General features: G+C 60.4%; 18 protein-coding genes. 12 read left to right on the forward strand and 6 right to left on the reverse strand.

Features of this window, described 5'->3' with window-relative positions:
• The first annotated feature begins 39 nt into the window (after nt 1-39).
• The 3 genes from B0G83_RS19490 to B0G83_RS19500 all read left to right on the forward strand — a co-directional run bounded on the left by B0G83_RS19490 (nt 40) and on the right by B0G83_RS19500 (nt 3,628).
• Complete coding sequence (locus tag B0G83_RS19490; protein WP_105509041.1) at nt 40-1,353, forward strand: SRPBCC family protein; 1,314 nt, start codon at nt 40-42, stop codon at nt 1,351-1,353.
• 33 nt (nt 1,354-1,386) lie between these two features.
• Entirely contained in the window at nt 1,387-2,634 is a 1,248-nt protein-coding gene (locus tag B0G83_RS19495) for a hybrid-cluster NAD(P)-dependent oxidoreductase (protein ID WP_105509042.1), read from the forward strand.
• Nucleotides 2,635-2,767: 133 nt separating this feature from the next.
• Complete coding sequence (locus B0G83_RS19500) at nt 2,768-3,628, forward strand: glycine betaine ABC transporter substrate-binding protein (RefSeq protein ID WP_105509239.1); 861 nt, start codon at nt 2,768-2,770, stop codon at nt 3,626-3,628.
• Between the two features lie 64 nt (nt 3,629-3,692).
• Here B0G83_RS19500 and purU read toward each other — a convergent pair whose 3' ends face one another.
• Nucleotides 3,693-4,568, reverse strand: coding sequence for a formyltetrahydrofolate deformylase (gene purU, locus B0G83_RS19505; protein WP_105509043.1), 876 nt, complete (start codon nt 4,566-4,568; stop codon nt 3,693-3,695).
• 168 nt (nt 4,569-4,736) lie between these two features.
• Nucleotides 4,737-5,651, reverse strand: coding sequence for a choline sulfate utilization transcriptional regulator (locus tag B0G83_RS19510; RefSeq protein ID WP_105509044.1), 915 nt, complete (start codon nt 5,649-5,651; stop codon nt 4,737-4,739).
• A 166-nt stretch (nt 5,652-5,817) separates the two neighbouring features.
• On the opposite strand from B0G83_RS19510, the gene betC reads away from it, so the two are divergent.
• The 3 genes from betC to B0G83_RS19525 all read left to right on the forward strand — a co-directional run bounded on the left by betC (nt 5,818) and on the right by B0G83_RS19525 (nt 9,764).
• Complete coding sequence (betC, locus tag B0G83_RS19515) at nt 5,818-7,356, forward strand: choline-sulfatase (RefSeq protein ID WP_105509045.1); 1,539 nt, start codon at nt 5,818-5,820, stop codon at nt 7,354-7,356.
• Between the two features lie 40 nt (nt 7,357-7,396).
• Complete coding sequence (locus tag B0G83_RS19520; RefSeq protein WP_181156960.1) at nt 7,397-8,350, forward strand: choline ABC transporter substrate-binding protein; 954 nt, start codon at nt 7,397-7,399, stop codon at nt 8,348-8,350.
• Between the two features lie 262 nt (nt 8,351-8,612).
• Nucleotides 8,613-9,764, forward strand: a complete 1,152-nt coding sequence (locus B0G83_RS19525; RefSeq protein ID WP_105509046.1) for a porin — start codon at nt 8,613-8,615, stop codon at nt 9,762-9,764.
• Between the two features lie 60 nt (nt 9,765-9,824).
• Here the strand turns inward: B0G83_RS19525 and B0G83_RS19530 are convergent, their stop codons facing one another.
• Complete coding sequence (locus B0G83_RS19530; protein ID WP_105509047.1) at nt 9,825-10,616, reverse strand: CerR family C-terminal domain-containing protein; 792 nt, start codon at nt 10,614-10,616, stop codon at nt 9,825-9,827.
• A gap of 139 nt (nt 10,617-10,755) precedes the next feature.
• Between B0G83_RS19530 and B0G83_RS19535 the strand changes: the two genes are divergently transcribed.
• From B0G83_RS19535 to B0G83_RS39455, 4 genes are read left to right on the forward strand one after another with little or no spacing between them, the layout of a single operon-like run.
• Complete coding sequence (locus tag B0G83_RS19535; RefSeq protein WP_258167979.1) at nt 10,756-11,898, forward strand: HlyD family secretion protein; 1,143 nt, start codon at nt 10,756-10,758, stop codon at nt 11,896-11,898.
• On the forward strand, nt 11,891-13,495 hold the full coding sequence (locus B0G83_RS19540; RefSeq protein ID WP_105509049.1) for an MDR family MFS transporter: 1,605 nt from the start codon (nt 11,891-11,893) through the stop codon (nt 13,493-13,495). The genes B0G83_RS19535 and B0G83_RS19540 overlap by 8 nt, the downstream gene beginning before the upstream one ends.
• 17 nt (nt 13,496-13,512) lie before the next feature.
• Nucleotides 13,513-14,976 carry an efflux transporter outer membrane subunit gene (locus B0G83_RS19545; RefSeq protein WP_105509241.1) on the forward strand — a complete coding sequence of 488 codons (1,464 nt, stop codon included), beginning with the start codon at nt 13,513-13,515 and terminating at the stop codon, nt 14,974-14,976.
• A 24-nt stretch (nt 14,977-15,000) separates the two neighbouring features.
• Nucleotides 15,001-15,237, forward strand: coding sequence for an SDR family oxidoreductase (locus B0G83_RS39455; protein ID WP_105509050.1), 237 nt, complete (start codon nt 15,001-15,003; stop codon nt 15,235-15,237).
• On the opposite strand, the gene B0G83_RS38210 is transcribed toward B0G83_RS39455, so the two are convergent.
• A complete protein-coding gene (locus B0G83_RS38210) occupies nt 15,171-15,599 on the reverse strand; it encodes a hypothetical protein (protein WP_146120260.1) in 429 nt (142 codons plus the stop codon). The genes B0G83_RS39455 and B0G83_RS38210 overlap by 67 nt on opposite strands.
• Nucleotides 15,600-16,122: 523 nt before the next feature.
• Here B0G83_RS38210 and B0G83_RS19555 point away from each other — a divergent pair.
• The gene (locus B0G83_RS19555; protein WP_105509051.1) at nt 16,123-17,298 is read left to right on the forward strand and encodes a hypothetical protein; all 1,176 of its coding nucleotides are present in this window, start codon (nt 16,123-16,125) and stop codon (nt 17,296-17,298) included.
• Between the two features lie 127 nt (nt 17,299-17,425).
• Nucleotides 17,426-18,331, forward strand: a complete 906-nt coding sequence (locus tag B0G83_RS19560) for a hypothetical protein (RefSeq protein ID WP_105509052.1) — start codon at nt 17,426-17,428, stop codon at nt 18,329-18,331.
• A gap of 426 nt (nt 18,332-18,757) precedes the next feature.
• Here B0G83_RS19560 and B0G83_RS39580 read toward each other — a convergent pair whose 3' ends face one another.
• Nucleotides 18,758-19,135, reverse strand: coding sequence for a response regulator (locus B0G83_RS39580; protein ID WP_105509053.1), 378 nt, complete (start codon nt 19,133-19,135; stop codon nt 18,758-18,760).
• Between the two features lie 171 nt (nt 19,136-19,306).
• On the reverse strand, nt 19,307-20,491 hold the full coding sequence (locus tag B0G83_RS19570) for a transporter substrate-binding domain-containing protein (protein ID WP_146120261.1): 1,185 nt from the start codon (nt 20,489-20,491) through the stop codon (nt 19,307-19,309).
• Nucleotides 20,492-20,512 lie beyond the last annotated feature (21 nt).

Here is a 20,512-nt window from a genome sequence, read left to right on the forward strand (position 1 = left end):
CTGGCGCAGCGCCAGACGTGACATGCAACGGAGCACACAATGAAAGTTTCGGCAGACGTTCGCGCAATGATCGAACGCCGTAAAAAGAGTTACACGCTGGAAGCACCGTTCTATACGAGCGAGGCCATTTTCGCGCTCGATATGGAGGCGATTTTCCGGCAACACTGGATTCAGGTTGCTGTGGAGCCGGACGTGCCGGAGCCGGGCGATTACATCACGGTGGAGGTCGGTCAGGACTCGATCCTGATTGTGCGCGACGACGATATGCAGGTGCGGGCGTTCCACAACGTTTGCCGCCACCGTGGCGCGCGGCTGTGCAATACCGACAAAGGCTCGCTGGGCAATATCGTCTGCCCGTATCACAGCTGGACCTATAACCTGAACGGCGATCTGATGTTCGCCGAGCATATGGGCGACCAGTTCGATCGCTGCAAGCACAGCCTGAAATCGGTGCACGTCGAAAATCTCGCGGGGCTCATTTTCATTTGCCTCGCCGAGAATCCGCCTGCCGATTTCTCGGTGATGCGCGCCGCGATGGAGCCGTACATGCTGCCGCACGATCTGGCCGGCTGCAAGATCGCCGCTTCGATCGATATCATCGAAGAGGGCAACTGGAAGCTCACGATGGAGAACAATCGCGAGTGCTATCACTGCGTGGCGAATCATCCTGAACTGACCATTTCGCTTTACGAATACGGCTTCGGGTATCAGCGCACGCCGGCTAACGAGGAGGGCATGGCCGCGTTCGAGGAAACCGTGGCGCGCCGCACCGCGCAGTGGGAAGCGATGAAGTTGCCATCGGCGGAAATCGAACGGCTTGCCGATCTGGTGACGGGTTTCCGCACGCAACGTTTGCCGCTCGATCGGGACGGCGAATCGCAGACGCTGGACGCGAAAGTGGCGTCGAAGAAATTGCTGGGCGGTTTCGAGCAGGCCGATCTCGGCGGTTTGTCGTTCTGGACGCAGCCGAATTCGTGGCATCACTTCATGAGCGACCATATCGTGAGCTTTTCGGTGATCCCGCTGTCGGCCGGCAAAACGCTGGTGCGTACCAAGTGGCTCGTCCATAAAGATGCGCGCGAAGGGATCGACTACGACGTGAACAACCTGACCGCTGTCTGGCGCGCTACCAACGACCAGGACCGCGCGCTCGTCGAGTACTCGCAACGCGGCGCGACCAGCAGCGCGTACCAGCCGGGCCCCTATTCGCCGTTCACCGAAGGCCTCGTCGAGAAGTTCTGCGAGTGGTACATCGCCCGTATGGCGGATTACGGCGACGCGCCCCAAACCCACGACACCGACAGTGCCACACCGGCTTCGCATGGCGAAAAAGTCGTGTCTTTCATGCGCTGAGCGCGATACCGCAACCAGGAGCGGGAGAAAACAATGATGCGCGATCAGGCGACGTTTCAGGTCGGCCCCGAGTCAGTCCCAAGCCGCGCGGAGAACCGTGTCACGCAACCGCGTTTCTGGGACGCGCTGCCGGCGCGCTGGGACAGCGATAGCGACGACACGCTGGTGTGCTGCCAGGTGCGTCAGGAAACGCACGACGTGAAGAGCTTTTTCTTTCGCGCGCCGTCGGAGCGGGCTTTCGTGTTCGAACCGGGGCAGTTCATCACGCTGGAACTGGAGATAGATGGCGAGTCGGTAAATCGCTGTTACACGATCTCGTCGCCGCCCACGCGGCCGCACACGATTTCGATCACGGTGAAGCGGGTACCGGGCGGCAAGGTGTCGAACTGGCTGCATGACAATCTGCAGGCAGGGTCGCAGGTTCGCGTGCTCGGGCCGTCGGGCGAATTCACCTGCGCGCGGCATCCGGCGCGCAAGTTTCTGTTTCTGTCGGCGGGGTCGGGCATTACGCCGCTCATGTCGATGAGCCGGGCGCACCACGAACTCGGCGAAGATAGCGACATTGTGTTCGTGCACAGTGCCCGCACACCGGACGACATCATCTTTGCACGCGAGTTGGATCTGATCGCGTCGAATCAGGCGCGTTTTCGCACGGCATTTGTTTGCGAACGGCTCGGCGCACGCACGAATTGGCCTGGCGTGACCGGGTTTCTGAGCCTGCCGTTGCTCAAGCTGATTGCGCCGGATTTCATGGAGCGTGAGATTTTCACGTGTGGTCCGGCGCCGTATATGCAGGCCGTGCGCAATCTGCTCGACGAGGGCGGCTTCGATCGCGGTCGTTATCACGAGGAAAGTTTTTCGTTCGAGACCGTCAGCGAAGTGGCTGCGCAATTGACTACCGCGCACGTCGCGGATGCATTGCAAAATGCGGGCGCTGGTGCGGAGAGCTTTGTCGAAGCACGCGAGCAGGCGCTGGGTTTTGCGCCGGAAGTTGCGCCTGCAACGGTCGAAACCGAGACGCGCTTCAAGGTGAGTTTCGCGAGAAGCAATCGCGAGATCGAATGCGGCAGCGGCCAGCATGTGCTCGACGCGGCAAAGAAGGCCGGCGTGCGCTTGCCGGCGTCGTGTACGCAAGGCATGTGCGGCACCTGCAAGGTCAAACTGGTGTCCGGTGAAGTATCGATGAAACACGCGGGCGGGATTCGTCAGCGGGAAATCGATCAGGGCATGGTGCTGTTGTGCTGCAGCAAGCCGCTGACCGATCTCGTCGTCGATAAGTAAGACAAGACGCGCAGGTGCGGGTGCAAGTCGAAGTCGCGTGTAGACAACTCAACGTCGTAAAACAACGCTACCCGGCAATTCTGGCTGGCGATTCTAAATGCTCATTGGGTGGATTGGGAACGGGAGAATGGCGATGAGACTGATCAAAAAGATACTGGTGTTGAGTGCGATGAGCGCGGCGCTGGCGGCCAGCAGCGTGAGCGTGGTGTCGGCGGATACCAAACCGACCATCAAGATCGGTTACGTGGAAGGCTGGGACGATAGCGTCGCGACGACCAACGTGGCCGCGCGCGTGATCGAAAAACGTCTGGGTTATCAGGTGACGCTCGTGCCGGTCGCGGCCGGTGTGATGTGGCAAGGCGTGGCACGTGGCGATCTGGACGCGACTCTGTCGGCCTGGTTGCCGGTCACGCACGGTGCGTACTGGAATAACTTCAAGGACAAGGTGGTCGATCTCGGGCCGAACTTCAACGACGCGAAAATCGGTCTGATCGTGCCGGACAATGCCGACGTGAAGACCGTGGGCGATCTGGAAGCGAAGAAGGCGGAGTTCGGTTCGCGCATTGTCGGTATCGATGCCGGTGCGGGCGTGATGCAGAAGACCAGCGAAGCGATCAAGGCCTATGGGCTCGACTATCAGTTGATGCCGAGTTCGGGCAGCGCGATGACGGCGGAACTGGCACGCTCGGAAGCGGCGAGCAAGCCGATTATCGTGACGGGCTGGAAGCCGCACTGGATGTTTGCGAAATACAAGCTGAAATTCCTCGACGATCCGAAGAAAGTGTTCGGCGAAGCGGAGCACGTGGATAGCGTCATCAATCCGGAGCTGGAAAAGAAAGCGCCGACGGTTGTCGCGTTTCTTAAGAAGTTTCAGTGGAAGCCGGGCGAGATCGACAGCGTGATGCTGGCCACGCAGAACGGCGAGAAGCCGACCGCTGCCGCGGATGCGTGGATTAGCGCGCATGGCGATCGGGTGGATAGCTGGGTGAAGTAAGTTTAGGTTTAGCAACGAAAACGCCGCTTTTTAGCGGCGTTTTCGTTTGTCGAAGCGATTGACGCTATTGCAGCACGACGGTTCTATCGCCGTTGATAAACACGCGCCGTTCGATAAACGCCTTCACCGCCCGCGCCAGGGTGATGCTTTCGACGTCGCGCCCGGTGGCCAGCAAGCGCTCCGGACTATACGAATGATCGACGCGCTCCACGACCTGTTCGATGATGGGGCCTTCGTCGAGATCGTCGGTCACAAAGTGCGCGGTGGCGCCGATCAGCTTGACGCCGCGCGCATGCGCCTGGTGATAGGGTTTCGCGCCCTTGAAGCCGGGCAGAAACGAATGATGAATATTGATCGCACGTGCCGCCAGCGCACGGCTCGTTTCACCCGACAGAATCTGCATATAGCGCGCGAGAATCAGCAATTCCGCGCCGGACGTGTCGAACAGATCGAGCAGACGTGCTTCCTGTTGCGGTTTCGTGTCCGCCGTGATTGGCAGATGATGAAACGGTAGGCCATGCTGTTGGGCGAGCGGTTCGAGATCGCGATGATTCGAGCCGATGCCGACAATATCCATTTTCAGCTCGCCCATGCGCCAGCGAAACAGCAGATCGGCGAGACAGTGCTCCAGCTTCGAGACCATGATCAGCACTTTCGGGCGCGTGCCGACGTCGTGCATGGCCCACGTCATCCGGAAGCGTTCGGCGATCGGCTCGAACTCGCGTTTGAGCGACGCGGCGTGCAGCGTTTCGTGACTGTCCACGCCGTGGAACACGCAGCGCACGAAGAAGCGCTCGCTGAGATCGTCGTCGAACACGGTCAGTTCGTCGATATAACAATGATGCCGGTCGAGAAAGCCGACGACAGCGGCAACCTGGCCCGCCGCGCTCGGACACGCGACAGTGAGAACCAGTTGATCGGGACGGGAATCGGCGGACATGCGCTCTCCACATAGACGATAGAACGATGCCGCAGGGTGCGGCACGCATCATCGCAGTAGAGCAAATGGACGGCCCGCGCGGATAGAAGCTAACCGCCGTTGCGCTGGAACGGGTGCGCCAGGCGCAGGTTCGCGACCCGAGCCGGCTGCGCCGATCGAGTCACGCGCTCATTCCATATCGAGACCGCATTCGCCGAGCAGCCACTGGCGGAACGCGTTGATGACCGATGTCGCCGCGCGCTGCGTGACGAGCAGATAACCACGCTCCGTGACGACAGGCGCATCGAATAGTTCGACGAGTTGTCCCGTTGCCAGCAGTTCATCCACCAGCGGCGCCCAGCCCAGCGCGACGCCCTGGCCCATGATCGCCGCGTGCGCGACCAGCGTGAAACTGTTGAACGTGATACCGCGATGCGCGGCCGGTGTGTCGAGACCGTGCGCGGCGAACCAGTCCGCCCATGACAGCCAGCGCGCCGGTTGCGTGGGTTCCAGATGCAGCAGCGGCACGCCCGGCAAGTCGGAGGGCGTGCGCAAGGACGGATGCGCGGCGAGAAAGGCCGGGCTGCATACCGGCATGACGTGCTCGGGGAACAGCTTCACCACGCCGCGCGCGGTCCAGTCCGCATGGGCGTCGCCGAAAGCAATCGCAATGTCGGCCTGATCGTGCGACGGATCGAACACGCTCTGCGACGTGATGATTTTCACGTCCACGTCCGGCATCAGCGCCTTGAATTGCGACAGACGTGGCATCAGCCAATAGGTGGCGAAACCGAAGTCGGTGGAGAGCGTGAGCGTTTGCGGCGTGCGCCGCGCGCGAATCTCGGCGGTTGCGGCGCGGATCGTGTCGAGCGCATGGCGCACCGCTTCGAACAGCCGCTCGCCGTCTTCTGTCAGCGTAACGCCGCGATGGCCGCGCTCGAAGAGCGGTGCGCCGAGCGCTTCTTCCAGCTGCACGACGCGCTGACTGACCGCCGGTTGCGTGGAGCCGAGTTCTCGCGCCGCGGCCGTGAAGCTGGCGAGACGCGCGGCGGACTCGAACATCGTCAACGCCTGCATGGACGGCAAGCGATCCTGCCTCGACATAACGCCCCCTTATAGATACATAACGAATTGCCGTCTTCACAGCCGCGAATTGGACGGCAATAGTGGTGCTCATCGTGTAGCGAATGACACGTTGCGCGCAACGCCTGCCAGCGTGTTGCACCGCTTCTTGCACACACATTTGCGATTCTATTCGAGGCGCACTTCCATGCCTGACAGCAAAAAGAATATTCTCATTTTGATGGCCGATCAGATGACACCGTTCGCGCTCGCCGCATACGGCCATACACTGACGAAAACCCCTAATCTCGACCGCCTCGCCAGACAGGGCGTGGTGTTCGACTCCGCCTATTGCGCTAGCCCGCTGTGTGCGCCTTCGCGGTTTTCATTGCTGTCGGGCAAGCTGCCTTCCGCGATTGGCGCTTACGACAATGCAGCGGAATTTCCGTCGCAGACGCTGACGTTCGCGCATTATCTGCGTGCCGAAGGGTATCGCACGATTCTGTCCGGCAAGATGCATTTCTGCGGCGCCGATCAACTGCACGGCTTCGAAGAGCGGCTGACAACCGACATCTATCCGGCCGATTTCGGCTGGACGCCGAACTGGGACGACTTCGAAACGCGCCCGAGCTGGTATCACAACATGAGTTCGGTACTCGACGCCGGTCCGTGCGTGCGCACCAATCAACTCGACTTCGACGACGAAGTCACGTTCACCACGCGTCAAAAGCTTTTCGATATCGCGCGCGAACGTCATGCCGGCAAAGATGCGCGACCGTTCTGCATGGTGGCGTCGTTGACGCATCCGCACGACCCGTACGCTATTCCGCAAAAGTACTGGGACATGGTCCGCGACGAAGATATCGCATTGCCTACGCATCGCGATTCGCTCGATGAAGCGGACGCCCATTCAAAGCGTTTGCGCCACGTGTGCGAAACCGACCGCACGCCGCCCACCGATCAGCAGATTCGCAATGCACGCCGCGCGTACTACGGTGCGATTTCCTATGTCGACGACCAGTTCGGCGCCATCCTCGATGCGCTCGACCAATCCGGTCTCGCGCAAGATACGGTGATCGTCGTCACGTCGGACCATGGTGAAATGCTCGGCGAGCGCGGGCTCTGGTACAAGATGACATTTTTCGAAGGCGGTTGCCGTGTCCCGCTGATCGTTCATGCGCCGCAGCAATTCGACGCGCACCGCGTGCGGAGTTCTGTCTCGCATCTCGATCTGTTGCCGACGCTGGTCGAAATAGCGCGCGGCGAATTGCCTACCGCATGGCCCGATTCGCTCGATGGCCAAAGTCTCGTGCCGCATCTTCTCGGTACGCAAGGCGGCCACGACGAGGCAATCGGCGAGTACCTTGCCGAGGGCGCGATCGCGCCGATTGTGATGCTGCGGCGCGGGCGCTTCAAATTCATTCACACGCCGGTCGATCCCGATCAACTCTACGATATCGATGCGGATCCGCTGGAGCGCGAGAACCTCGCGGCGCGTGCGGAATACGCGTCACAGGTCGCCGCGTTGCGTGACGAGATCGCGCAACGCTGGCATCTCGACGCTTTGCACGACGAAGTCCTGCAAAGCCAGCGGCGCAGGCGTTTTCATTTCGAAGCCACGACGCAGGGCGCGGTCGCGTCGTGGGACTGGCAGCCGCACGTGGATGCGAGCCAGCGGTATATGCGCAATCACATCGATCTCGACACGCTCGAAGCGATGGCGCGTTTTCCCGCCGTTACACGTTGAGTCCAGAACGCCTTATCGATCTTATCTACAGGAAGCCGACATGATGAAAAACCTCTTCAAACAGGCGGTATCCGGCGTGGCGCTGCTCTGCGCGGCGACGAGCTTCGCGGCGGCCGCCGAGCCGCAGTCGTGCACGCAGGTCAATATGGCGGGCCCGGGCTGGACCGATATCGACGCGACCAATGCCATGACCGGCGTGCTGCTGAAGGCGCTCGGCTACAAGCAGAACGTGGCCAATCTGTCGGTGCCGATCACTTATCAGGGCTTGAAGAAAGGCCAGATCGACGTGTTCCTCGGTAACTGGATGCCGGCGCAGGCGCCAGTCGTCAAACCGTTCGAGGAAGAGAAGTCGATCGAGGTCGTGCATCCGAATCTGAGCGACGCGAAGTTCACGCTCGCGGTGCCGGATTACGTGGCGGCTGCGGGTATTCACTCATTCGCGGACCTCGCAAGGAACGCCGACAAGTTCGACAGCAAGATCTACGGCATCGAGCCGGGCTCGCCGGCCAATCAGAACATCAAGAAGATGGTCGACGACAAGGCCTTCGGACTCGGTAGCTGGAAGCTCGTCGAATCGAGTGAAACCGGCATGCTTACGCAGGTGGAGCGGGCGGTGCGCGACAGGAAGTGGATCGTGTTTCTCGCGTGGGAGCCGCATCTGATGAACACGAAGTTCAAGCTGACCTATCTCGACGGCGGCGACAAGTACTTCGGCCCACACTACGGCGGTGCGACCGTCAATACGGTCGCGCGCAGCGGCTATGCCGAACAGTGTCCGAACGTGGGACGTCTTTTCAAACAACTCACGTTCAACGTCGATCTGGAAAACGATGTGATTACCGAAGTACTGGAGAAGAAAACCGGCGTGGATGTCGCGGCGACCGAAGCGCTCAAACGTCATCCGGAATTGTTAAAGAGCTGGCTCGATGGCGTGAATACCGCGAGCGGCGCCAATGGCCTGCAAGCCGTGCAAACCGCACTCGGTGTGAAGTAATGGTGAAGATGTGGCTTCGAGGTCGCTGAGCGACAGATTCATGTCGCCTCCGGTCGAATCAAACTAAATCTGGACTCGTATTCTTGTCCCGTCGATGCCGCTTCGTCTGGTCAACGAAGTCATCGACGCCGGCCTCATCCGTTTCAGTCACAACCGGTTTCGAACTGCCCGTCATGCGAGAAGCGCGGCGCGCTGGTGTCAGCGCGCGGCATGGATCGCTTTATCCAACGAAATAAGCAGGCAAAGAGCAGGGGAGAATCAGATGAAGAAGAACAGTGCCGTCAGCCTATCCGGACTCGCGATCGCGGCCAGCGCCGTCTGCGCTTCCACGGCGGTTCATGCACAAAGCAGCGTTACGCTGTACGGCATTCTGGATGCGGGTATTACGTATGTGAACAATGCCGGCGGTGCGCATCAATTCAAATTCGACGACGGCGTGTCGTACGGCAACCGGATCGGTTTCAAAGGCGTTGAAGATCTTGGTGGTGGATTGCAGACGGTATTCGTGCTCGAATCGGGTTTTCACCTGGGTAATGGGCAATACGGATTCGGCGGGGCGGAGTTTGGCCGCCAGGCTTATGTCGGCCTGAAGAGTAATACCTGGGGCACGGTCACGCTCGGTAATCAACTCGATATGACCGAGGAATTCGTCTTTCTGTACAACATTTCCGCGTGGGCGAGCGGTTATGCGATTCACCAGGGCGACTTCGACCGGATGAACGGTGACCGGTTGCCGAACTCGATCAAGTACATGTCGAACGACTATGCGGGCTTCTCGTTCGGCGGCATGTATTCGTTCGGCAATACCGCCGGCGATTTCCATCAGAAGAGTGCGTGGAGCGTGGGCGCGCGATATGAACATGCGGCGTTCAATATCGGCGCGGCTTATACGCAGTTGAACAATCCGTTCGGTATCTACGCGTTCGACCCGTACGCGATGATCGGCACGAAGACCTTCCTCGGGCAGCCGACGGTTTCCGTCGATCCGGCGACTGGCGCGGTCACCGACTTATATAGCGCATCGTCATTTCCGGTCGACAAACAGGGCGCGTTCGCGATCGGCGCGGCTTATACCATTGGCAACGTGATGCTGACGGGTGACTTCACCTACACGACGATCAAGGGTCTGGGGCAAACCTCCCATATGCAGGTCTATGAAGGGGGCGCGTCATACACGATCACGCCGGCGTTGATGTTGTACGGCGGCTATCAGCATACGAGCTTTGAGGGTAACCACTGGAATCAGGGCTCGCTGGGTCTGCACTACCTGTTGTCCAAGCGCACGGACGTGTATATCTCGGGCGATTATCTGCGCGCGTCGAATGGCGTGAATGCGGTGATCGGCTATAGCTTCACGCCGTCCACGTCGAATACGCAGTCGGACGTGCGGATCGGGATGAAGCATTCGTTCTGACGCGAGGGATGGATTCAGATGCTCGTGAAGCTCAACGCGCGCTTCACGAAGCAGGGTGGTTTAAGCGTGCTTGCGTGACTTTGCTTTGCTCGCGGCGGGCTTAGCGGCCTTGGTGACCTTAGCGGTCTTGGCGGTTGCCAAGGCCGCGTCTTCACGTTCCCTGCTCCAGTGTTCAAGCAGCGTCCGTGTCTGTTCGCGGATCGTCGACTTCAGCTGTTCGGCCTTCTCCGCATCAATGCTCGTCCAGCCAAGCATCGCCAGCGTCGAGCGATGCGCGACGTGAAAAATCACCAGTTGCCCATGCAGGCTGAAGCTGCGGATGAGCGTCGTCGGGTCGTCGGCGGCACGCCCGGTAATGCGCGAGAGGAGCGCCGCGCTCGCATCGTTTAGCGGCTCGCGGATCTTGCAGGCGAGGATATGCGTCGCGCTTTCGGGTTCGTAACCGGCCTGCTCGCGCGCGAAAAACATCCGCCGGCCGGGTTTGTTCGCCTTCTCGAAGGTGCGGTCCGCCATTACGTCCTGAATGCCGAGAAAGGCGTCGATCAAGACTTCGGTGTCGGCGTTTTCGCGCAGCATCTTTTGTGCATGCTCGACGGCCGGCCCGAAGCTCTCCCATGCATCGTCGGCGAGCGCCTCGACGCAGGCGCGATACACCCCTTCCTTATTCTCGAAGTAGTACTGCAACGCGGGCGCGTTGACGCCGGCGCGCGCCGCGATGTCGCGCGTCGACGCGCCTTCGAAACCGTGTTCGCCAAACAGCTCGACTGCCGCCTCGATGATCCGATGACGCGTTTCTTCGCCGCGCGCATAGCCGCCTTCCGGCGAGCGCCGCAGTCTCTTTGCGGTGTTCATGCGTTGTGTTCTCCGCCTATTCCGTTGCTCTTCATGACAGCTGTAGGACACGCCTACGAGGATCCGCAGAAATATATCACTTGACACAATTTTACCGGCTGGAATAATTGTGCCAACTGGAAACAATTGGACCACTTAGATGTCAACCACCGCAGGCTCTCCTTCCCGCCCGACTCCCGCTGACGATCAGCTTACGGCCGGTGCCCGTCGCCCCAGCCGGCGAACCGTGCTGATCGCGCTCGGCGTCGTCGCGCTGATTGTCGGCGCGGTTTGGCTCGCGCGCTGGTGGACCGTGGGCCGCTTTATCGAAAGCACCGACGACGCCTATCTGCAAGCCGACAGCGTCACGGTCGCGCCGAAAATCGCAGGCTACGTCACGGAAGTTTACGTCGCTGACAATCAGGTTGTGAAGCCCGGCGATCCGCTCGTGCATCTCGACGCGCGCCAGTATCGGGTCGCGCTCGACCAGGCGCTGGCCACGATCGACGCGCGCAAGGCCGACATCGAGCGTGCGCAGGCGGATATCAAACAGCAGCAGTCGAATATTGCGCAGGCTCAGGCGCAGCAGCAGGTGGCCCGCGTGAGCGCGCAGCATGCCGGCGACGAGGTGCGGCGCTACGCGCCGCTCGTCGCGACCGGCGCTGAAACCAGTGAACGGCTGGCGGAATTGACCAGCAGCCGCGATCAAGCCAACGCCACGCTGGCCGCGAATTCCGCGGCGGTCGAGGCGGCCCGCTCGCAGATCGGGTCGGCCACTGCACAACTGGCACAGGCCCGCGCGCAGCTCGAAGCGGCCCAAGCCAGCGCGCAGCAATCGCAACTCGACCTGGACAACACCGTGGTGCGCAGCGTGCTCGGCGGCAAGGTCGGCGACCGCACGGTGCGCGTTGGTCAATACGTGCAACCAGGCACGCGGATGCTGACCGTCGTGCCGGTGCAGAACACCTATCTGCTGGCCAATTTCAAGGAAACGCAGGTCGGCCAGATGCGTGTCGGTCAACCGGTGGAAATGCACGTCGACGCGTTGCCGGGTCATACGCTGCACGGCGTGGTCGATAGTTTCTCGCCGGGCACCGGCTCGCAATTCGCGCTGCTGCCGCCGGAAAACGCCACCGGAAACTTCACGAAGATCGTACAGCGTGTACCGGTGCGGATTCGTATCGACACCGGCGCGGAGACGCGCAGCGTGCTGTTGCCGGGTCTGTCGGTCAACGTGGATGTCGATACGCGTTCGGCGCGCGACCGCGACGAACGGATCGATGCCGAGAACCATCATGGCTGAGCCGGGCGCCGCAGTGTCCAGCTCGTCCACCACGCCGCATCCCGAGGAACGCGCTAGCGTCAGTGACTGGATCGCGGTCGCCGCCGGCGCGCTCGGTGCGTTGATGGCCACGCTCGACATCTCGATCACGAACTCCGCGCTGCCGCAAATTCAAGGTGAAATCGGCGCTACCGGCACCGAGGGCACGTGGATTTCGACCGGCTATCTGATGTCGGAAATCGTGATGATTCCGCTGGCCGCGTGGCTTACGCGCGTGTTCGGCTTGCGTAATTTTCTGCTCACCAACTCGGTGCTGTTCATTGGCTTTTCGATGATGTGCGGCTGGTCGCACACGTTGCCGATGATGATTATCGGCCGTATCGGGCAGGGCTTTGCCGGCGGGGCGATGATTCCGACGGCGCAGACCATCATTCGCACGCGGCTGCCGCTCTCGCAGATGCCGGTCGGCATGACCGTGTTCGGCCTGACCGTGTTGCTCGGGCCGCTATTCGGCCCGGTGGTCGGCGGCTGGCTGGCCGAGAACATCAGCTGGAGCTGGTGCTTCTTCATCAATCTGCCGGTCTGTATCGCGCTGATGACGTTGCTGATCGTCGGCCTGCCGTCGGACCGGCCGCATTGGGAGTCGTTTTTCAAGGCGGACTGGCTCGGTATCGTCGGCCTGGCGATCGGCCTCAGTTCGCTTACCGTGGTGCTGGAGAACGGTCAACGCGAGCGCTGGTTCGAATCGTCGATGATCGTGACGCTCACCTGCGTGTCCCTCTTCGGCATGCTGCTGATCGCGGCCTCGCAAATGACCGCGAAAAAGCCGATCGTGCGTCTGAGCCTGATGCTCAACCCGAACTACGCCAGCGTGATCGTGATCGTCTCCGCGGTCGGTGCGGCGCTGTATGGCGTGTCGTATCTGCTGCCGCAGTTTCTCGGCATCGTGGCGGGTTACAACGCCGAGCAGGCCGGCGCGATCATGCTGCTGTCCGGATTGCCCGCTTTCCTGATCATGCCGGTGTTGCCGAAGCTGCTAGGTAAGTTCGATTTTCGCGTGCTGGTGATCACCGGGCTGACGTTGTACGCGATCAGTTGCATGATCGACATCGACCTGACCGCGCAGAGCGTCGGCCACGATTTCGTGTGGTCGCAACTGATTCGCGGTACCGCGCAGATGCTCGCGATGATGCCGCTCAATCAGGCGTCGATGGCCGCTGTGTCGCGTGAAGATTCGGGCGATGCCGCCGGGCTCTACAACATGGCGCGCAATCTCGGTGGGTCGATTGGCCTTGCGATCATCGGCACCGTGATCGATCGGCGCACGACGTTTCATGCCGCCACGATCCGCGAGTCGGTCAGCGCCAATTCGCTGATCGGCCAGGAAACGCTGGCGGCCAACGCGGCGAACTGGTTCACCCATACGGGAGATATGGCGTACTCGCAGATGCGTGCGCTCGGCCAGCTCGGTGCGCAGATCCAGGTCCAGGCCACCGTGATGACTTACTCGGAAACCTTCTATCTGCTCGGTATCGCGTTGCTTGCCTGCATTCCGCTCGCGCTGCTGTTGAAAACACCGCGCAGGAATGCGCCGCTGCCTTCGTCCGCTGGACACTAATGCTCTTCAATCGCCCCATGATGTCCCACCGTCTTACGTGTTTCGCACTCGCCGCCGTCACGTCGCTGTCCGTCTTGCCGGGCTGCACGGTCGGCCCGGATTATCACGGAGCGCCGCCGGTCGCGCAGGACGCCCGTAGCAGCGCCACTTTCGTGCGCACGCCGGCCGTCGGCACGACGGCGACGCCTGCGTCGAACCAGTGGTGGCTCGCCTTCAACGACCCGCAACTGAACGACCTGATCGCCGCCGCGTTCGCGCACAATCCCGATGTCGATGCCGCGAAGGCACGGCTGCGGGAATCGCGCGCGCAGTTGCAGCAGCAACGGGCCAACGAATTGCCGAAACTCTCCGGCGATGCCGCGGCGCTGCGTATGCGTGAACCAGACGTGAGCGCGCTGAGCTCGTCGAGCGGAAGCGGCGCGGGGTCAACGGGAAGAGGGCCGTTGCAGCTTTATACGGCCGGCTTCGACGCCACGTGGGAAATCGATCTGTTCGGCGGCACGCGGCGTGCGATCGAAGCGGCTTCCGCGGATGCCGAAGCGGTCGACGCCGATCTCGCGGACACACGGGTGTCGCTCGCGGCCGAAGTGGCGCAGGCTTATATCGATCTGCGCGACCAGCAGACGCGCCTTGCCTTGGCGCAGCGCCAGGCGGAAACCGAGCAGAAGAGTTTGACGCTGACGCAGCAGCGCAGGGCGCGCGGCACGGCAGCGGATGTCGACGTCGAGCGATTGACCACGCAGGTGGAAAACACGCGCGGCACGCTAACGCCGCTCGACGCGCAAGTGACCGATTCGCTCGACCGCCTCGCCGTGCTGACCGGCCGCGCTCCTGGCGCGCTGGACGCGGAACTCGCCGATGTGCGACCGTTGCCGGCGCTGCCCGCTGCGGTGGCGATCGGCAATCCGTCGACCATGTTGCAACAGCGACCCGATATTCGCGCAGCGGAGCGACGGCTCGCGTCGAGCAATGCGCAGATCGGCGAACACGTCGCGGATTTCTTCCCGAAGGTGACGCTGCTCGGCGATATCGGTTTCAGTGCGGGCGATCCTGGGCACCTGGTGCGCAAGAGCAATTTCAGCTGGATCGGTGCGCCGTATCTGCAATGGAACGCGCTCGATTTCGGGCGTACGTTGGGTAGCGTGCATGCGGCCGAAGCGTCGCGCGACGAAGCCGAGGCGCGTTATACAAAGGCGGTGCTCGGCGCGTTGCAGGACGCGAATTCATCGCTGTCGCGCTATGGGCATCAGCGTGAGCATGTCGTGACGTTGCAGAAGGTGGAAGCGTCCGCGAGTCATTCGGCCACGTTGATGCGGCAGCGGTATTCGGCGGGGGTATCGACGTTGATCGATCTGCTCGATACGCAGCGCGAAGAGTTCACCGCGCAGCAGAATGTCGTGGCGGGGCAGGCGGAATTGCTGAAGGACTTCGTTTCGCTGCAGAAGAGCCTTGGGATTGGTTGGGGGGCGCAGCAGGGGTAGGGCGTGACTTTTTGAAAAAGCCCCCTGCGTCGAGCCTTCGAAAGTCAGACGGTACTTAAGCCGCTTGGCCGCCCCGAAGATATTGCGGCCGCCGCCGCGTTTCTCGCTCCCGACGCCGCCGCTTTTATGGCGGGTAACGATCTGGTGATCGACGAGGGATGGACCCCGCGCGGCAGCCAGAAGCGAGCGTGGTCTTACTCGCCGCCCATCGAACACACCACCTTGTTGTCACTAACAACAACGCTTCCAAAGTGGGCGTAGTGGGTATTGCCGTTCCATCCGCTCTGAGGCCGAGCGACGGTCACGGCAGCACACTCGACCGGTAAATTCCCCGGCTGTTTGACCGAACCGCGAACGACGTAGTCGCCCGAACAATAGCCGCTGGTTGGAAGCCCCTTTGTGGTGGAATCCGTCACCTGGCCGCTAAAGCCGCCAATTTGTGCGTTGCCATTCGCGCAGAACGCTCTCACGTTCCCGTCTAACGGAACGGGTGATTCAAACGGTCTCGCCAAGCCGAAGGCGCTGACGGTGAGAGAGTCCACCCTGTCCTGAGTATGTCCCAGTTGCGCACCCAGCAAACCCGCCATCAGCATTGCGCAAGCGACCGTCGTTCTGTTCGTCATGAGTCGTCCCCGGGTGATGTGGTTGCATTAATAAGGATGTCAAAAAAGTTTCATACAAGCATGCGTGCTGTCGGCCAATACGAATATTTCAAATCATTACTTTTGATGCGCGTCTTTACCATTCATCGTGGTGAACCGAGCTTCTCGGCGGCCGCCTAAGTTCGGCAGCGGTGCGTTTTTCCTTTAGACAAACGGCACCAGTCATGCGAAACAAATAATCCAGCATGATTAGTAAACCGAATAAATAAACGGCGATAGTTGCGCCCGCACCATGCCTCCGTCTACCTGCTAACAATGGTAGGTATTAACGAACGTTCTTCCGGCGCTAGATTGCAAAAAAATTGATGTCGCGGAGCACCTGAAGGCGACTCAAAAGAAAGGAGACCGTCAATCATCGAGTGGGCCGCCCGGTCACACGCCGTTCCCTTTTTTCGGCGAGCGAACCCCTTCGTCACGTGCGATTTCGTCATCAGACGAACGGACTCCTTGGTCACGTGCAGTTCCCCTTACCTTAGAGGCACACATGGCAACCCCGTCAAATTTTGTCGATCTGCAGGCCGGTTTTTATAATGCGCTGGCTCAAGGCCTTGGCTATAGCAATCAGGATCCGTTCCAGATTATTCAACCCTCGCCGCCGCTCACGGGAGGCGACGACGCTGACGAACTGCTCTGGGCGTATCTGAACAATTTGCCGGTCGCTTCATTGACCCAGAACACACAGTTTTCAGGTGGAAATCAATTTCTCGCCGATTATCAAGGCGTCATGTCCGCTTTGCAGTCGGCGCCCAATAACTTCCAGTCGACCATCGGACCGGCCTGCTGGGCGGCCTACCAGCAGGCGCTGAAAGACCACGAAGTCAAAACCGGCGCCGTCGCGTTTCGTAACTGGGCGCTTTACTGCCAGCCGTGTTCCGCTAACGCCACGTCGGGCGCATCCGCGCTGGCCGCCGCCATGCTCGATCCGATTTTTGCGGCGCAGATGAACGTGACGCCGTACAAACCGGTGGGCGACGAACCCGTCACGTTTTCGCCGGGCTACTCGAAGATGCTCACGTTGCTGAAAAAGGCACCGAGCCGTTCGTTCGAAGTGAGCGCGAGCAATTGGCAGACCGACGTCTCGAAGACGTGGACCCACGGCTCCACCTCGGGCTTCTTCGGTTTGTGGGGCGGCAGCAGTTCGTCGTCGTCGATCAGCGAGAAATTCGCGTCGGGCGGCGTGTCGGTCAAAGCCTCGTTCGACAACGTGCTGCCGTTCAACGCCACACCGGGCGACTGGTACAGTTCCTCGGCGTTCGGCATGGCGTTCAACAACCCCGGAAAGGCGCCGTGGACGTCGAACAACCCGATTACCTGGGAGACGACCTTCGGCAAGAACGGCAACATGCAACGGTTCGCTTCGAGCCTGCTGATCGCCAACAAGATGAACATATCGGTAATTTCAGCAGCGCAGTACAGCCAGGAGGAGCAAAGCCAGATTCAGAGCAATCAGGGCAACGGCCTGTGGCCGTTCTATAGCTCCGGCAGTTCGGGCGGTTCCAGCACGAGTGCTTCGTTCGACAAAGACGGGCGCATGACGGTGACCATCACGAGTAAACCCAACGTGCCGATCGTGATCGGCTGCATCGTGCTGACGGCGGCCCAATACCTTGGCCATGAAGCGCTGGCATCGAAGCGCTTGATCGAGGAGTTCTACAGCTAACACTAGCCGCTGGCCGTCTCACGGTCTCGGTATGCCCGCCGTGGCGATTGCGGCGGGCATGCCGTATGGCATCGCACGGGATCCTGGCGGTTCCCGTGTTTTTTCCGAACAGGCGAGGGGAGCAATCATGACGTCGTTTGTCGATCTACAACAGCAGTTTGCCCAAACCGAGTTTGCTGCGATTGGCATCGATCCCAGTCGAGGGCAGGTGTTGCAGCCGGCTGCGGCGTTGACCGCGGACGATAACGTTTTGTGGTCGTACCTGAATACGATTCCCGGGGCGCCACCGATTTTCCAGACTCCTGGCGGTGGCAGCAGCGAGACCTTTTTCGAAGCGTATTCGGCTTTGATCAACTCGCTGATCGCCGGGACCAATCCACTCGATCCGATCAAGGCTGCGAAACAACGCCTGGCTACCTGGGGGGACAAACCCCCAACCTGGAGCGTTGGGGTTGCCGGGCTGGCCCGTCAACTCCATTCCGCCTCGACGATCAATTTTGGTTTTTCCAATGATGCCGTTGCCGACCCGGCATTCTGGGGGCTGTGGAGCAATAGTGCACCGGCATCCGGACCGAGCGTCTCGTTCGCCTCGGGCAACGTGTCGGGGCAGTTCAAATTCAAGAACGCGTTGCTGTTTGCGCCGACGCCATCGGACTGGTACGTATCGTCCGCGCTTTCGCTGGCGCATGCCACGAAGACAGGGCATCCGTGGGATCCCGATTCGCCGATCAACTGGCAGACGACCTTCGGTCCGAACGGAAATATGCAGTCGTTCGTGGGCGGTCTGTACGTCGTGTCCGGCCTGAATATTCAGTTCACATCGAGCGCGGCATTCAGTAAGGCCGATCAGCGCGCCATCAGTGAGGCCGGGGCTCAGGGGATGTGGCCGTACTATCTCGGCATGAGTAGCGCTATTACCAAGGTGCAGTTCGTTCCTCAAGGCCAGATGACAGCTTCCGTTATTAGCGGAGCGAATGTGCCTATCGTTATCGCGGCATCGGTGTTGTCTGCGGCGCAGTATTTGGGGGGATGACGACGCTGTTGATGGGGGCTGCTGCCCCCATTTGGCTGGGCGATTAAAAGACACTTGGAGCTACGATTATTTTCCGCGCGTCGAGGTCAGTGTTTGCCATCCACTTTGAACCGCCGTCTCAGCGGTCAAGGCTAGAACATCGTCCAGGGCAGGCCCGTTATTGTCAGCAGTATGCGCAGGCAGATTGGGAAAATCGGCGGCAATCTGAAATATTTTCCTCCGACCGAACTGCGGTGCGTGAAGTACCAGCGCGTTCGCAGTTAGCGGGCAGCGTAAAGGGCCATGTCGTATTCGGTAACGTCATCGCGACTGAACCGAAAGACTTCTATCTGGCGCGCGTCGTCGCCCTCGATATGTCCGCACTGTCCGTGCTGGATGTATTCTCGACTCCAAGACCACTCTGCCGGGTAATCGATGATCTTACGGTTATGGCTGCGAGCTTCGCAGCACCGCTCGCGAGATTGCGTCGAGAAGATCCGCGGCCACGAACGGCTTACTGAGTAGTTCGTCGCCGCCGGCACGGGTGACTGCGTTTCGCGTGGCAGGTCCGTCGTGCGAAGTAATGAAAACAACTGGAGGACGCGGGCGAACAAGTTGTTCATAAAGCCGCGGCCCGGATACGCCGGGAAGTTGAACGTCCAGTACCAGGCAGTAAGGAACGCGCGGATCATTCACGCTAGTGAATGCCTCAGTACTCTCGAACGCCAGTATCTCGAATCCGGATACGCGGAGCAGTCGTTGCAAAGCGCGGCGCATACCTGCGTCGTCTTCGATAACTATGATCAACTGCTCGGTATCCTTCATCGCTCGTCAATGTCCTATATCTGATTGTCGTGCGATGCGTTGTTCGACACTATCGGGGGAAAGGGCAATGCAATTGCCCTGAAGGGCAATTGCATTCAAGCCCCACGTCAGGCATGAGCGAGACGCGCGTCTTTACCGCAGCCTGGCTAAATTGGCTAAACGGTATTCAGGTCACTTTTGCGAAGAAAACCACTTTCCATAGATCTGTTCGTAGGTCCCGTCTTCGTACATGGCGAGAAGCGTTTCGTTAATGGATTTGCGCAACGCACTTCCATTGGCTACGGCGATACCGTATTTCTCGGGTCTGAATAGCGGTCCCACTACGATCAGTTCACCGTTACCGCGTCGCGCGGCCCAGTACCGAAGGGTAGGGGCGTCGTAGACAATAGCTTGCACGTCTCCCTGCGTCAGAAGTCTGAATCCTTCGTCTGCGGTGTGCACGCTGAGAAAGGACAGGCCGCGATGAGTGAGATAGTCTGCGGCGACGGTTCCCGGCACCGTGCCAATCTTCTTCCCGGGCAGGTCGTCTGGACCGTGAATGTTCGATTGCAGGCGCGCAACGGTTTGCGATGATGTGACTGTCGCGGTGAACTGTGCGATCAACACAACGCCAATAAGCCACATCGCCGGCACCAGAATGCGTTTCCCTACACCTGGCGCGTCGCGCTCGCCGTGCTCGCCGGTGGCGATAATGAGCATGGTTACCCAAATGCCTTCGCCGAGTGCCCGCCAATAGGGTTTGCAAAAAGCGGGGTCACGCCTACGCTCGGAGAGCAATACCAGGTTGGCCAGCACAAGGACAATCGCACTCGCGATGGCGACGAACTGGAGCAGCGCCAACCACGGAATCGCCAGGACACTGCTCATGAGCGAGCTTTCGCTTTGCGCCCGGACCATGATCTGCAGGCCGGAGTCGAAATAGGGGAGAGAGAAGTCTACTTTCGTCTCGCGTTCCGGGGTCATGGTGATCGCCGCTATTGCGACGTCGGCACTGCCTTGTTGCAGCGCGGTCAATAAGGCTGGCTGGTCTGGCAGGACCATCCAGGTGAATTCGGTATGCATGCGACGCGCCATTTCGTTCCAGAGATCAATGCTGAAGCCTTCCGGCGTTGCCGCCTGGGGAAGTACAAAGGGAGCAACCGCAGCAATCGCCACTCGCAGTGGACTGCTCACTCGGTTCGAGGCCGAGGTTGCCGGTTGCACGCCGTCCGCGACCCGGACGATTCCTGCGTGGCCGGTCAGGCTGTCTTGCGGCAACGGCAACGGCAACGGCGAAGGCAGGGAGGCAGCGCACAGCGTTGTCGACGTTAGCGCGAGACACACCTGCACGACGAGTCGAGAAATTCTCCCGTTCATCGCGTCTCTCCCGGATTGGGT

It is taken from the genome of Paraburkholderia sp. BL21I4N1 (genome assembly GCF_002973525.1).
In the GTDB taxonomy this organism is placed as follows: Bacteria; Pseudomonadota; Gammaproteobacteria; order Burkholderiales; family Burkholderiaceae; genus Paraburkholderia.

Coding starts and splice junctions, on each gene's coding strand:
- B0G83_RS19490 (WP_105509041.1), top strand. CDS start 40: ATGAAAGTTTCGGCAGACGTTCGCGCAATGATCGAACGCCGTAAAAAG.
- B0G83_RS19495 (WP_105509042.1), top strand. CDS start 1,387: ATGATGCGCGATCAGGCGACGTTTCAGGTCGGCCCCGAGTCAGTCCCA.
- B0G83_RS19500 (WP_105509239.1), top strand. CDS start 2,768: ATGAGACTGATCAAAAAGATACTGGTGTTGAGTGCGATGAGCGCGGCG.
- purU (WP_105509043.1), bottom strand. CDS start 4,568: ATGTCCGCCGATTCCCGTCCCGATCAACTGGTTCTCACTGTCGCGTGT.
- B0G83_RS19510 (WP_105509044.1), bottom strand. CDS start 5,651: ATGTCGAGGCAGGATCGCTTGCCGTCCATGCAGGCGTTGACGATGTTC.
- betC (WP_105509045.1), top strand. CDS start 5,818: ATGCCTGACAGCAAAAAGAATATTCTCATTTTGATGGCCGATCAGATG.
- B0G83_RS19520 (WP_181156960.1), top strand. CDS start 7,397: ATGATGAAAAACCTCTTCAAACAGGCGGTATCCGGCGTGGCGCTGCTC.
- B0G83_RS19525 (WP_105509046.1), top strand. CDS start 8,613: ATGAAGAAGAACAGTGCCGTCAGCCTATCCGGACTCGCGATCGCGGCC.
- B0G83_RS19530 (WP_105509047.1), bottom strand. CDS start 10,616: ATGAACACCGCAAAGAGACTGCGGCGCTCGCCGGAAGGCGGCTATGCG.
- B0G83_RS19535 (WP_258167979.1), top strand. CDS start 10,756: ATGTCAACCACCGCAGGCTCTCCTTCCCGCCCGACTCCCGCTGACGAT.
- B0G83_RS19540 (WP_105509049.1), top strand. CDS start 11,891: ATGGCTGAGCCGGGCGCCGCAGTGTCCAGCTCGTCCACCACGCCGCAT.
- B0G83_RS19545 (WP_105509241.1), top strand. CDS start 13,513: ATGATGTCCCACCGTCTTACGTGTTTCGCACTCGCCGCCGTCACGTCG.
- B0G83_RS38210 (WP_146120260.1), bottom strand. CDS start 15,599: ATGACGAACAGAACGACGGTCGCTTGCGCAATGCTGATGGCGGGTTTG.
- B0G83_RS19555 (WP_105509051.1), top strand. CDS start 16,123: ATGGCAACCCCGTCAAATTTTGTCGATCTGCAGGCCGGTTTTTATAAT.
- B0G83_RS19560 (WP_105509052.1), top strand. CDS start 17,426: ATGACGTCGTTTGTCGATCTACAACAGCAGTTTGCCCAAACCGAGTTT.
- B0G83_RS39580 (WP_105509053.1), bottom strand. CDS start 19,135: ATGAAGGATACCGAGCAGTTGATCATAGTTATCGAAGACGACGCAGGT.
- B0G83_RS19570 (WP_146120261.1), bottom strand. CDS start 20,491: ATGAACGGGAGAATTTCTCGACTCGTCGTGCAGGTGTGTCTCGCGCTA.